11 protein-coding genes are annotated in these 13,107 nt (G+C 64.6%); 8 read left to right on the top strand and 3 right to left on the bottom strand.

The annotated features are described in order from the left end of the window. Positions 1-207: 207 nt before the first annotated feature. Positions 208-1,167 (bottom strand): LysR family transcriptional regulator, encoded by a 960-nt coding sequence (locus FNB15_RS12775; RefSeq protein WP_144069072.1) that lies wholly within the window; start codon positions 1,165-1,167, stop codon positions 208-210. Positions 1,168-1,278: 111 nt separating this feature from the next. On the opposite strand from FNB15_RS12775, the gene wrbA reads away from it, so the two are divergent. Together wrbA and FNB15_RS12765 are read left to right on the top strand one after the other, a co-directional pair. Then, a complete protein-coding gene (gene wrbA, locus FNB15_RS12770; protein ID WP_144069071.1) occupies positions 1,279-1,878 on the top strand; it encodes an NAD(P)H:quinone oxidoreductase in 600 nt (199 codons plus the stop codon). 55 nt (positions 1,879-1,933) lie between these two features. Continuing rightward, positions 1,934-2,665, top strand: coding sequence for a pirin family protein (locus tag FNB15_RS12765; protein WP_144069070.1), 732 nt, complete (start codon positions 1,934-1,936; stop codon positions 2,663-2,665). 1 nt (position 2,666) lies between these two features. On the opposite strand, the gene FNB15_RS12760 is transcribed toward FNB15_RS12765, so the two are convergent. Further along, a complete protein-coding gene (locus FNB15_RS12760) occupies positions 2,667-5,096 on the bottom strand; it encodes a DUF3772 domain-containing protein (RefSeq protein WP_144069069.1) in 2,430 nt (809 codons plus the stop codon). A gap of 177 nt (positions 5,097-5,273) precedes the next feature. On the opposite strand from FNB15_RS12760, the gene FNB15_RS12755 reads away from it, so the two are divergent. The 4 genes from FNB15_RS12755 to FNB15_RS12740 all read left to right on the top strand — a co-directional run bounded on the left by FNB15_RS12755 (position 5,274) and on the right by FNB15_RS12740 (position 10,717). Then, positions 5,274-6,698 (top strand): FAD-dependent oxidoreductase, encoded by a 1,425-nt coding sequence (locus tag FNB15_RS12755; RefSeq protein WP_144069068.1) that lies wholly within the window; start codon positions 5,274-5,276, stop codon positions 6,696-6,698. 21 nt (positions 6,699-6,719) lie between these two features. Beyond that, positions 6,720-8,147: a sensor histidine kinase gene (locus FNB15_RS12750; RefSeq protein WP_144069067.1), complete on the top strand. Its 1,428-nt coding sequence runs from the start codon at positions 6,720-6,722 to the stop codon at positions 8,145-8,147. Between the two features lie 171 nt (positions 8,148-8,318). Beyond that, positions 8,319-8,831, top strand: a complete 513-nt coding sequence (locus tag FNB15_RS12745; RefSeq protein WP_144069066.1) for a hypothetical protein — start codon at positions 8,319-8,321, stop codon at positions 8,829-8,831. Between the two features lie 56 nt (positions 8,832-8,887). After that, positions 8,888-10,717, top strand: a complete 1,830-nt coding sequence (locus tag FNB15_RS12740) for an adenylate/guanylate cyclase domain-containing protein (RefSeq protein WP_144069065.1) — start codon at positions 8,888-8,890, stop codon at positions 10,715-10,717. On the opposite strand, the gene FNB15_RS12735 is transcribed toward FNB15_RS12740, so the two are convergent. After that, positions 10,714-12,225 (bottom strand): 3-hydroxyacyl-CoA dehydrogenase, encoded by a 1,512-nt coding sequence (locus tag FNB15_RS12735; protein WP_246068678.1) that lies wholly within the window; start codon positions 12,223-12,225, stop codon positions 10,714-10,716. The two genes, FNB15_RS12740 and FNB15_RS12735, sit on opposite strands and share 4 nt — an antisense overlap. Positions 12,226-12,357: 132 nt before the next feature. On the opposite strand from FNB15_RS12735, the gene FNB15_RS12730 reads away from it, so the two are divergent. Both FNB15_RS12730 and FNB15_RS12725 read left to right on the top strand, forming a co-directional pair. Further along, a complete protein-coding gene (locus FNB15_RS12730) occupies positions 12,358-12,825 on the top strand; it encodes an Hsp20 family protein (RefSeq protein WP_144069063.1) in 468 nt (155 codons plus the stop codon). A 23-nt stretch (positions 12,826-12,848) separates the two neighbouring features. Next, positions 12,849-13,094 (top strand): DUF1150 family protein, encoded by a 246-nt coding sequence (locus FNB15_RS12725; protein WP_144069062.1) that lies wholly within the window; start codon positions 12,849-12,851, stop codon positions 13,092-13,094. Positions 13,095-13,107: the final 13 nt, after the last annotated feature.

Below are 13,107 nucleotides of genomic sequence, written 5' to 3'. Positions count from 1 at the left end.
CGGGGAAGCAGGAATGTCGGAGTCAGTAGGCGACGATGACCTGGCTTCAGTGGGCACGAACGGCCGTAACGCACCGCTTTCGCATCATTTGCGAGGGCGGTGCGCTCATACGGGCTCGTCGATGGCGCCACTGGCGGGTCATGACACAAGGTCCTGTTGGATCGCGATTGTCGGATAGCATAGCCGGCCGGGGGCGTAAACCCGGTTTCACGCCGATTTCATATTTCCGGATGCATTCCGTGCCCGGGCTGTGTCGGCCAGAACACACTCCCAGGGCGGCTCCGGGCCAAAACGGCCGGCGTAGAAGTCGATGAAGGCGCGCACCTTGGGCGTCAGGTAACGCTGCGCCGGATAGACGGCGTAGATTCCCAGCGGCGCCGGTTCGTAGGTTTCGAGCAGGGACACGAGTCGCTTCTGGGCGATATCTGGGCCGACAATGAAACTGGGTAACCGGGCGATACCATGCCCCGCGATCGCGGCGTCGCGCAGCGAGTCGCCGTTGTTGGTGGTCAGCCGGCCCGATACCTTCACAGCATAAGGTCCGCCTGGGCCTTCGTAACGCCAGAGGCCGGGCTCGGGCAGATATTTGTAGAGCAGGCATTCATGCTGGCGCAGATCGTCGGGTTTCAGCGGCACGCCGGCCTTGCGCAGGTAGGATTCGGCCGCGCAAGTGATCGAGCGCACCGGGGCCAGCCGCCGCGCGGTTAGCGTGGAGTCGGCGAGATTCGCGCCGATGCGGATGGCAACATCGACCTCCTCTTCCAGCAGGTCGATGGTGCGGTCGTTGAAAGTGAGATCGACCTTCAGTTCCGGGCAAAGCGCCAGCAGTTCAGGCAACAGCGGCGCCACGTAGTTCAGGCCGAAGCTCATCGGCAGGTTCACCCGCAGCAGGCCGCGCGGCAGCGCCTGCAGATTCTGCACGGCGGCTTCGGCGGCTTCGGCCTCGACCAACACACGCTGGGCATGTTCCAGCACGATGCGGCCGGTTTCGGTCAGCGAGAGTTTTCGCGTCGTCCGCTGCAGCAGCTGGGCACCGAGCCGCTGCTCCAGCCGGGAAATCTGTTTCGACACGGCCGATTTCGACAGGCCGAGGCTCTCGGCCGCCCCGCTGAAGCTCTCCTGCTCCACCACGCGGGCAAACACGGCCAAGTCAGCCAGATGGTCCATATTGTTTCTCATAGGAAACAATCATATTCCATAGATGATATTGTTTCAATCTAGGAAAGGCATACCTTCCAACGCGAACCAACACCAACCCGGACCGCCCAGGAGGCAGCCATGACCAAGGTTCTCGTTCTTTATCATTCGATGTATGGCCACGTGGAAAAGATGGCCGAGGCTGTTGCCGCCGGCGCCCGCGAAGTAGCCGGCGCCCAGGTCACCATCAAGCGCGTACCCGAGACCATGCCGGAAGAGGCCTTCAAGAAGGCCGGCGGCAAATGGGATCAGGCGGCGCCAATCGCAGACCCGGCCGAACTGGCCGATTATGACGCCATCATCTTCGGCACCGGCACCCGCTTCGGCAACATGACCGGCCAGATGCGCAGCTTCCTCGACCAGACCGGCGGTCTGTGGGTGAAGGGCGCGCTGGTCGGCAAGGTCGGCAGCGTCTTCGTCTCGACCGGCACCGGCGGCGGCAATGAAACCACGGCGAGCAGCTTCCACACCACCCTGCTGCATCATGGCCTCGTGATCGTCGGCCTGCCTTACGCCATCCCGGAGACGATGGACGTCAGCGAAGTGAAGGGCGGTTCGCCGCTCGGCGCCGGCACCATCGCCGGTGCGGATGGCAGCCGCAGCCCGAGCGAGAAGGAACTCAAGACCGCCCGCTTCCAGGGCAAGCATGTGGCGAGCATCGCCGCAAAGCTGAAGGCTTAACTCTCTACCTAGTGGCGACGGCTGACATGATCCGCCGTCGCCGATGGAGGCTTCCATGATTCATGTTGTCCCCTTCGACAATCTCGGCCGGATGAACATCGACTGGCTGAACAGCCGCTTCCACTTCAACTTCTCGGGCGTTGCCGCGCCGATGGGCTTCGGCTTCGGTCCGCTGCGCGTGTGGAATGACGACGAGATCGCAGCGCAGTCTGGCTTCCCGATGCATGGCCATCGCGACATGGAGATCATCACCTATGTCACCAAGGGCGCGATCAGCCACGAAGACAGCCTGGGCAACAAGGGCCGCACCCCAGCCGGCGATGTGCAGGTGATGTCGGCCGGCACCGGCATCATGCATTCGGAGTTCAATGCCGAAGACGAGATGACGCATCTGTTCCAGATCTGGATCGAGCCGCGTCAGGCCAAGCTGAAGCCGCGCTGGGACCAGGCACAGTTCCCCAAGGGCGATCGCGCCAACCGTCTGGTGCCGCTGGCATCTGGCGAAGAGGCGGTGCTCTCGGCCAACACGGGCACGCTGCTGATCCATCAGGATGCCACCCTGTTCGGCGCGCTGGTCGAAAAGGGCAAGTCGGTGACCTACGAGCAGAAGCCTGATCGCATGGCTTATCTGGTGGTCGCCGAGGGCAGCGTGGATGTCGACGGTGTGACTTTGAAGACCCGCGATGGCGTGGCCATCGCTGCCGACACGCCGGTGGAGATCAAGGCGCCCGAAGGTGCGGAATTCCTGCTGTTCGACCTGCCGCGTCCGCAGCAGCGCCCGAACTGACCTAAGCCTGACCGTCTGACTTTGGGCGGTCCTGCGCAGCACGCAGGCCGCCCAAAGCTTTTTCCAGCCTTTCGATATCGGCAAGATGCAGCGTGTTGGGCCCGCCATAAGGCAGTCCGACGCCGCTTTCCTTCAAAGCCTTGTGAATCGCGAAGCGCAGATCGCTTTCGATGATGTGGCGTTTTTCGACATCGGAGATATGACCGCGCAACGCGAACAGCAGCGTGCCGGCCTCGAATTCACGGAATACCACCAGAGGTGCCGGCATACTGAGGATGTCTGGATGCTCGGTCAGGCATTTCAGCAGCACCTCGCGCGCCTTCTCAAGGTCGGCATTGTAGGACAGGTTGATCTGGATATCGATGCGCCCCAGACGATTGCGGTGCGTCCAGTTCATCACCGATTGCGAGATCAGCTCGGAATTCGGAATGATCACCGAGGCGCGCGGGAAAGTCTCAATCTCGGTCGAGCGCACGTTGATGCGGCGGACATAGCCTTCGCGGGTGCCGACCACCACCCAGTCACCGACTTTCACGGGCCGTTCGATCAGCAGGATCAGACCAGAGACGAAGTTGTTGACGATGTTCTGCAGGCCGAAACCGATACCGACCGAAAGCGCGCCGGCGATGATCGCGAGGTTCGACAGGTCGAGGCCGACCACGCCGACGCCGGCGACGATGGCGAGCAGGTAACCGACATATGTCAGGCCGGTGACCATCGAATTGCGCACGCCAGGATCGATGCCGGCCTGCGTTTCCAACCGGGAATTGAGGCCGCCACTCAGCAGTCGCGTGATGCCGATGCCAATCACCAGCACAACAACTGCGGTCAGGATGTTACCGAGTGAGATTGTGACCGGCCCGATGGTGACGCCGTAGAACAGCTCGAGCATGTAGCTGACCAGCGTGGCGCGGCTGACACCCCAGGACACGGCAAGGCCGGCCAGCAGCAGGAGGAACAGTATGATATCGGCCAGCAGGCCAAGCAGCAGCTGGCTGGTGGTGCTCATCGGGCCGCTTAGGCCCAGCGACTGCCGCCAGGTGCGGAAGCGGCTGTCCGGATTCTCGGCCAGATTGGCGAGGCCGTCACGGACAGCGATGCGCACCAGTGCATAGGCGCCGAGACTCAGCGCGGAACCGAGCAAACCGTAGGACAGGAAAGCGGCAGCGCCGTAATAGCCCAGCAGCATCGCCACCAGCGCGACCAGATTGAGACCGAAGATCAGTCCTGACAGCAGGCGCAGCGGTCGCCACTCGTCCGGCAGCGAACGCCAGACCCGCGGATCGGAAAAAGCCAGGTTGGAAATGAACAGGAATAACGCCACCGCGGCGATTACCATGTTGCGCCCGGCGAAACTGAAATCCGGCACGCGCGACGGCGCCACCAGCACAGCCAGCAGGATCATGCCAACCGCCACGGCGGCGGTACGGCGCAAAAGTTTGTCCCGTTCCGGCTCGGACAGCGGGATCAGTGCCCAGGCCGGCTGGTGCGGCGCCAGCGTCGCATGGGCCAGACCATAGGCCAGCAGTGCAGTGGACACCGCCTGCATCAGCATCAGCACCATGCTGCCGACCAGGCCCTCCAGCCAGCCGTTCCCAAGCAGTACGCCGTAAGCGGCCCACAGCACAACGAGCGGCATGGCCGTACGCCCGATGAGGACCGTGAAGGCGGCAATGGTACGGCGAACCGGTGACGGGTCTTCGTTTTCAGGAAGGATGCCGTAATTGCGGCGGAGCCAGCGCTGCGTAGGCACCAGCAGGGCACCCGCAATAGCCACCACGATCACGATCTGCAGCAACGTGCTGTGTCCCGGACGACGGCCCTGGTCGGCCGCCCACCACTGCGCCGGGATTGCCATCACCTGGGCTGAAGTCGCGCCTATATCGTCAAAGCCGCCGCGCCAGAAATCGGGATTGAATGGCGAGGCGCCACGATATAGCAGCTGCCGCGTGAACTGCCGGCGCGCTTCATCGGCCACTTCGTCCTGCAGCGCGACGATGCGCGTCAGCGCCAGTTCGGCCTGCTTGGTGCTGTCCTGCGCCGATTGCAGCCGCACAGCGAGTTGGCGGCGCGACTCTGTCACTGCCGCAGCCTCGCGCGGCTGGCCGGCTGCAGGTGGGGGCCCGAGCGCATCGAGCTGAGACTGCGTGGCCGTCGCCACCTGGCGGAACTGGTCGCGCTCGGTGGTGGCATGCACGCGCAGCCGGTCGAGATCGGCGCGCAGCACCGCAAAGCCCTCGTCGTCCATGCGGGGATCGCGCAGCTGGCGCGTGATCGGCGACAGGGCGGCATTCCAGTCGGTCGGCGTCAGTGCGCCCGGGGAGGACGTGCCGGTGGCTGGCTGCTGGGCGCCTGCGGACACGGCCGGCATCACCAGCAGGCAAAGCAGCAGGGCCAGAGAGAGCAGAAAATGGATCGGTCGGAATATCATGGCGAATCTATGTCAGATGCAGGTTGACGTCCGTGCGGGCGCTGGCCCAGCTATAGCCCAAACGGCCCGTAAAAGCTTCCTTTCGCGCGACTTTGCGGCAAAAACGGGGCGAACGGCGACACTTTCGCCCCGAGTCGATTGCTTGACTTGGGAAGAGGCCGCTGGCTTGCTTGCAGCATGAGCGAGCGGATCGACTGCGAGATCGCCGTGATCGGCGCCGGGGCCGGCGGCATAGCGATGGCGACTGCCAGCGCGCTGTTCGGCATGAAAACCGTGCTGATCGAACGCGAGCGCATGGGCGGTTACCGCCTGCATGGCGAACTGCCATTGCAGGTGCTGTCCGCCGCGGGTCGTCATGCCGTCAACTGGCGCGAGGCCACCGGCTTCGGCATCCGCTACGAAGAACCCGACATCGATTTCGCCGCCGTGCTGCGCCACGCGAAAAACACCACGGCCGCGCAGGCAGCCAATGATTCGGTCGAACGACTGTCCGCGCTGGGCATCACCGTGTTGCAGGGCGAAGCGCGTTTCGCCTCTGCCGACAGCCTTGCCGTCGGCGACTGCGTGGTCACAGCCAAGCGCTTTGTCATCGCCACCGGTGCGCGCCCGGCCCTGCCGGCGATTCCGGGTTTGGCCGACATTCCCTGCCTGACGCCGCAGACCGCTTTCGACGTGACCGAACGCCCGCTGCATCTGCTGATCATTGGCGGCGGTGGTGCCGGCGTGGCCCTGGCGCAGGGCTTCTGCCGCATCGGCGTGAAAGTCACGCTGGTCGAACAAGGCCGCTTCCTGTCACGCCATGATCCGGAGCTTAGCGATCTGACGATCGACGCGCTGCGCCGCGATGGCGTCACCCTGCATGAGCAGACCGAGATCGCGCAGGTGGAGAATACAGTGCCAGGCATCGTGCTGACCTTGCGCCACACCGATGGCAGCAGCACGCGTATCGCCGCGTCGCATCTGGTCCTCGCCGCCGGCTGGCAGGCCGACCACGGCGCGCTCAATCCCATGGTCGCCGGCATCGAGACCGGCGCGCAGGGCATCGTCACCGATCGCCGGCTGCGCACCACGAACCGCCGCGTCTTCGCCATCGGCGCGGCCACCGACCTGCAGGCCACCACGCCGGTGGTGCTGCATCATGCCGGCGTGGCGCTGAAGAACCTGCTGTTCCGGCTGCCGGCGCGCATCGCCACCAACGCCGCCGCCAGCCTGGTGCCCGGCGATCCCGAACTGGCTTTCGTCGGCCTCAACGAAACCGAGGCGCGACGCAGCCATCGCAGCATCCGCATTCTGCGCCGGCCGTTCGTTTTGAACGAACGTGCCCTGGCCGATGGCGGCAGCGAGGGATTGCTGAAAGTCGTCACCACGCCGCTGGGCGGCATCCTCGGCGCGGCAGCTGTCGGGCCGCAGGCAGCCGAAGTCCTGCAGCCCTGGGCCCTGGCCATCGGAAAGGGATTCGGAATCGGTGCGATGCAGGCGATGATTGCCCCCTTCCCGGCGCGTGGGAACACCGCCGCCCAGGCCGCTACAGATTTCTACCGCCCGAAACTGTTCAGCCCATTCGGCCGCCGCGTAGTGCAGTTCCTCGCCCGTTTTGACTGAGACGCTGTAGTATTCGACGCCATGAACGCCGATCCGGGACCCTCGTCCGATCTGTCGCGCCTGCCGCGTCCGCCCGCGGTGGCCAGCCTGTCCGGCCGGCTGCTGCTGCTGACCGTCGGCTTCACCATGCTGTCGGCCGTGCTGATCTACCTGCCGGCGATGAGCCGCTTCCGCATCAGCTACCTCGAAGCCCGCATCGAACTCGCCGACCAGGCCGCCCTTGCGCTGCTGGCGGCGCCGAACGGCATGGTCAGCGCCGAGTTGGAAGACGAGCTGCTGCACAATGTCGGCGGCAAGCTGGTTGCCATGCGGCGCAAGGAATCGAATGCGCTGATCCTGAGCGACCGTCAGGAACTGCCGATGCTCGGCAAACCGGTCGACCTGGCGAACCAGCAATGGTGGGAAGAGATCATGCATGCCGTGATGGTGCTGATCAAACCACCCACCGAGTATGTGCGCGTGGTCGGCCCGTCGCCGCGCGATCCACACACCCGCATCGAAGTGGTGCTGCCGACCGCGCCGATGAGCGAGGCACTGCGCGACTTTTCCTGGCGCGTGCTGTGGGTGGCGCTGCTGATCTCGATGATCACCGGCAGCCTGGTCTATGTCAGCCTGCAGCTGCTGCTGGTGCGGCCGATCCGTCGCCTGATCGGCAGCATTGTCGGTTTCCATGCCGCGCCGGAAGACGCGCGCCAGATCATCCGACCCACGCGGCGCCGTGACGAACTCGGCCTGGCCGAGCGCGAGTTGCAGATGATGCAGCAGGACCTGCGCCATGCCCTGACCCAGCGTACGCGCCTGGCCCAGCTCGGCATCGCAGTCAGCAAGATCAGCCACGATCTGCGCAATATGCTGGCGGCGGCCCAGCTGGTGTCTGACCGCCTGGAAGCGTCCGACGATCCGACGGTGCGTCAGGTGGCGCCGCGGCTGGTCGGTTCGATTGATCGGGCGATCTCGCTCTGTGCCCAGACCCTGCAATTCGGCAAGGCGGAAGAACGCGCACCGGAAACCTGCCAGATCGCCCTGCGCAATTTCATCGACGATGTGGCCGCCGCACTCGGCCTGCCAGACGGCGCTGTTATCCGGTGGCACAATGCCGTGCCCGAGCATCTGCCACTGCATGCCGATCCCGATCAGCTCTATCGCGTGATGAACAACCTGATGCGTAATGCCGTGCAGGCCATGCCCGATGGCGGCGACCTGCGGGTGGCGGCCACCGCCACCGATACCGACGTGGTGATCGAGGTCGCCGACAGCGGCGGGGGCCTGAGCGATGCGGCACGCACGCATCTGTTCGAACCGTTCCGCGGCGGGCGCAGCGGCGGCACCGGTCTGGGGCTGGCCATCGCCCGCGAGCTGATCCGCGGCCACGGCGGCGACCTGGAACTGATCCGCACCGGGCCGCTGGGCACCACCTTCCGCATCATCCTGCCGCAGGCACCCGCCTGATCCTGGCCCCGATTTTAACGGCCAAGCCTCGCAATTCCGCAGGTTTGAGCGATATGGCTAACGCGTTTTAACCATATCACTTAACTGGATATTCAATCCTGCCGGCACGATAATGGCGCCGCCAGAATGGCAGAGCGGCCTCAGGACGGGCCGCGTGCAGGAGAGAACCCCATGCGTTTCGCAATCCAGAGCTTGCTGTTGCCGCTCATGCTCGCAGGCCTGTTGTCGGCCTGTTCGGACACGCGTGGCGACCTGACACCCGCCGCGCAGAGCGGCATCGCCACCGTCGGTTACGAGATCTTCAAAGCGCGCGTCGAGAGGCGTCTCGGCATGACCTGCAATCTCGAAAATATCATCACCGAGGGCAGCTACTGCGTCAGCAATTACAAGCCGACCGACCGCCCGGAAGTGTACTGTTTCAAGACGCTGGGCGGCGTCGACTGCTATGCCGAACCAGACCCCTATTCGCTGGAAGGCCGCCAGTTGCCGGCGCCGCCGCGCACTCTGGCCGATCCGCGCATGCCGATGACCCCGCCCGGGCGCCGGGCCGAACCGCAGCTGGCCACCATGCCCTACGAAGCACCGGGCAGCACCGCGACCTATCCGGACAGCCAGCCGCAGGCCCTGCCGGCCAATGCCGTGATTGTCGAACCCACGCCGGATCCGGCCACACGGCCGATGTGATCGGCGTCACCGAACCGACCTCTTGCCAATGACGCCGGCGTGCTAGCTTCTGTTCCATGCAGAAGCAGCATGACCGCGTCTGGACCTGGGATTTGCCGGCTTCCCCGGCAGCCCTGTGGCCCTATCTGTCGGATACCGCCCGTTTCAACGAGGCGGCTGGCACCCCGCGCTATACCGTGACCGAAGAGCCGCAACCCGACGGATCGGTCAGGCGCCTCGCTGCCGCCAGCTACAAGGGCGTAGCCGTCGAATGGGATGATCCGCCCTACGAATGGGTGGCCGAGCGTGAATTCCGTCAGACGCGGATTTTCCGGCGCGGCCCGCTGAAAAGCCTGAGCCCTACACTGCAGCTTGAACCCGGCCCCGATGGCGGCAGCCGTGTCACCTACCGGATCAGCGGCGCACCGCGTGGCATCGCCGGCTACCTGGTCTTCGCCACCGGGCTTCTCAACAAGGTCGGCAAGGGGCTGGAGGAGATGGTGCACCAGGCCGGGCGTTTTGCCGTCGGCCAGGCGGAAATGCCGTTCGATTACACGCCTCCTGACCTGACACCACAGCAGCAGGCACGGCTGGATGGCCTGACGCGCCAGATTTCCGCCGGCGCCTATCATCATGATCTCGCCGACCGTCTCGCCCGCCATATCACGACGGCGCAGGAAGTCGATCTGGTCCGCATTCGCCCGCGCAAACTGGCGCGCGAATGGCAGGCGCCGGTCCGCCACGTCGCCGAACTGTGTCTTGATGCCGCCCGGCTCGGCATGCTCGGCCTGTCCTGGAACCTGCTCTGTCCGCGTTGCGGCGGCGCCAAGGCTTCTGCCGATACGCTGGAGGCCCTGCCAAAACAGGCGCACTGTCCCTCTTGCAACATCGCCTATGACGGCAGCTTCACCAGCAATATTGAAATCAGCTTCCGTCCTGCGACCGCAATCCGCAGCATAGGCGAAGGCGAGTTCTGCATGGGCGGGCCGCATGTCTCGCGCCATATCCTCGTGCAGCAGATCCTGGCGCCCGGCGAAGAGCGCAAGGTCACCGCAACGCTGCCGGCCGGCGAATACCGGCTGCGCACGCTGGAGCCCGGCGGCGAATGCATCACCCGCCATGATGGCAACACCTTCCCCACTCTGCTGGCCGAGGATGCGGAAGCACCCGCTTTCACCATGCGGGCGGAGACCGGCGACACGTCTGGCACCATCGCGATGCGCAACCACAGCAGCCGCGAACTGACCTTTGTGATCGAATCGCGTGCCTGGCGCAGCGACGCCCTCACCGCCCACGAGGTTACGACGCTGCAGGCCTTCCGCGACCTGCTGCCCGATCAGGTGCTGCGCGCCGGCGAGGATGTCGGCATCGACAGCATCACGCTGATGTTCACCGACCTGGAGGGTTCGACCGCGCTGTATGAACGGCTGGGCGATGCGGCAGCCTACCGCCTGGTGCGGCGGCATTTCGGCGTACTGGCGGAAACCATCCGCGAGCATGACGGCGCCCTGATCAAGACCATCGGCGACGCCGTGATGGCGGCGTTTGCCACACCGGAACATGCCGTACAGGCTGCCCTGCATATCCATGACCGCATCGCAGCCTTCAATGCAGACTACAGCCGCGAAACCGGCAGCGCTGACACAGCGATCGGACTGAAGATGGGCATGCATGCCGGCCGCTGCATCGCCGTGACACTGAACGAGCGGCTGGATTATTTCGGCAGCACGGTAAACCTCGCCGCACGCCTGCAGGGCCGCGGCCGGCGCGGCGAAGTCGTGCTGTCGGAGTCGCTCGCCGCCGACCCCGCCGTCGCGCCGCTGCTGCGTGATCGCGCGGCAAGCCGCGAAAGCGCCGAACTGAAGGGGTTTGACAGACCGGTGCCTTTTGTCAGGCTGACGGCTTAGTCGTCCGTCAAGGCAGAAAGACCAAGCTGCGCCCGGCGGCGAAGCCACAGGCTGGGGCGATAGCGGTCGTCCCCGGTGATCGCCTGCAGCTGGGTCAGCACCGTATGGACGGTCTCCAGTCCCATCGCATCGGCCAGCGCCAGCGGACCGAACGGATAGTTCAGGCCCAGTGTCATCGCCTTGTCGATATCGGCGGGCGTGGCGACGCGGATCTGAGCCATCTCGCAGCCCAGATTGGCCACCATGGCGGCAATGCGCTGCCCGATGAAGCCGGGGCTGTCGGTAATCGCGGTCACTGCGCGGCCAGCGCCGTGCAGGCGCGCCACCACGGCATCCAGCAGGTCGCGGCGCGCGCCTGGCGCACGCATCAGGGTCAACCGCTTGTCCAGCTTACCGGCAATATCGAGGCCGAACAGCCGGCGGTGATCCAGTTTGCGCTCGGTGGCATACGTCGAAACATCCATGCCGAGCGGCGCGCAGAGGATCGCGCTGTCGCCATCGTCGAAGCCGCTGACCTCGAAACCGAAACTGCGCAGCAATTCGCCCAGCGCCTCGTCATCGGCATCGGCCAGCACAACTTTCTCGGCCGCCGGCGCGGCACTGGTGGCATCGGCCGAAGGCACCACACCTTTGCCTGCATCGTCATACGCGAAGAAGCCCTGCTTACTCTTGCGCCCCAGCCGGCCACTTTCCTTCAGCAGCTGATGCAGCGGCGCGGTCGCCAGCCGGCGATCGTAGAAATAGCCTTCGTGAATGATCTGGCTGACCGGGAAGTTCACGTCGATGCCGGTCAGGTCCATCAACTCAAACGGCCCCATCTTGAAGCCCCAGTTGTCGCGCATCACGGCATCCACCTGGGCCGGCGTCGCCACGCCCTCGGAGACGATGCGCAGGGCTTCCTGCGTATAGGCGCGGCCACCGAGATTGACCAGGAAGCCCGGGCTATCCTGCACCACGACCGGCAGGCGGCCCATCCGCTCGCCGACCGCCACCAGCGCGGCGATGGCCGCATCGCTGGTGCCTGGCGCGCGGATCACCTCGACCAACTTCATCAGCGGCACCGGATTGAAGAAATGCAGGCCGGCAATGCGCGCGCGGTGTTGGCAGGTGGCCGCAATGCTGGCGATGCGCAGCGACGAGGTGTTCGAAGCGAGCAGGCAATCGGGTCGCACGATGGCTTCCAGCTTGCGGAACACCTCCTGCTTGATGGCCAGGTTTTCGACGATGGCTTCGACCACCAGATCGGCCGGCGCGAAGGCATCCATTGTATCGACCACCGTGAGCCGCGTCTTGGCGACGGCTGCGGCATCATCTTCCAGGCGGCCCTTGCTGACCATCTGGTCGAGCTGGGCAAAGATCGCATCGCGCGCCTTCGCGGCGGCGCCAGCCATCGCGTCATACAACAATACCGCCATACCGCCGGTCATGCCGACCTGAGCAATGCCCCGCCCCATCGCGCCCGCGCCGATGACGCCGACGGTTTCAATTTTTTGCCCGGTTTCCGCCACAATATACCTCCGTTTGCGCGGCAACATCCTGCCCAGACAGGACTTGATCCGCAACCCGCCACACCCCACATCCTTCATTGTCCGGATGCCTTTGAGGGTCCGGGTCGCTACTCGCTTTCAAAGGAGTGCAGAATGAGCCGCGTTTCCATTTTTTCCAGCCCGCTGCTGCTCGGATTCGACCATGTCGAACGCATGATCGAGCGCGCGACCAAAGCTGGATCCGAAGGCTACCCGCCCTATAATATTGAACAGACCGGTGAGAACGAGCTGCGTATCACGCTGGCCGTTGCCGGTTTCAGTCCGGCCGACCTAGCCATTACCGTGGAAGACAATCAGCTGGTCATTCGCGGTAAACAAACCGACGACAAAGAACGTATTTACCTGCACCGTGGCATCGCAGCTCGGCAGTTCCAGCGCAGCTTTGTCCTGGCAGATGGCATAGAAGTGGTGCGAGCCGAGCTTGGCAATGGGCTGCTGCATATCGATTTGCACCGCCCCCGGCCGGAACCTCAGGTCCGCAACATTGCTATTAATATGACTGATGGCGGCCGCGCCGACACTTTAGGCGTCGGCGGCAAGCCTGGAACCGGACGCAGCTAAAGGCGGCCGGAAGGAGAAAGCAAATGGCTACCCCCAATAATCAAGACCGTAAGTCTGATGAGCTTCAGACCCAACCGCTGATGACGGAAGAATCCTTCGCCAATCTCGGCGCGCCTGATCTGGCCTATATTCGTCCGGTCCAGACGCCGGAAGGACTGGCTTGGGGCATCTACGCCGCCAATGGCACACAGTTGGGATTTGCACCAGAACGCGATCTGGCCTTTGCAGCCGCCGTGCAGAACGATCTGCTTCCCGTCAGCGTGCAGTAAGCAGGACAACCAA

The sequence above is a fragment of the Ferrovibrio terrae genome, from assembly GCF_007197755.1.
Classification (GTDB): Bacteria; Pseudomonadota; Alphaproteobacteria; order Ferrovibrionales; family Ferrovibrionaceae; genus Ferrovibrio; species Ferrovibrio terrae.
The sequence above is the reverse complement of the archived record's forward strand: the minus strand, read 5'-3'. Positions and strand labels throughout refer to the sequence as shown.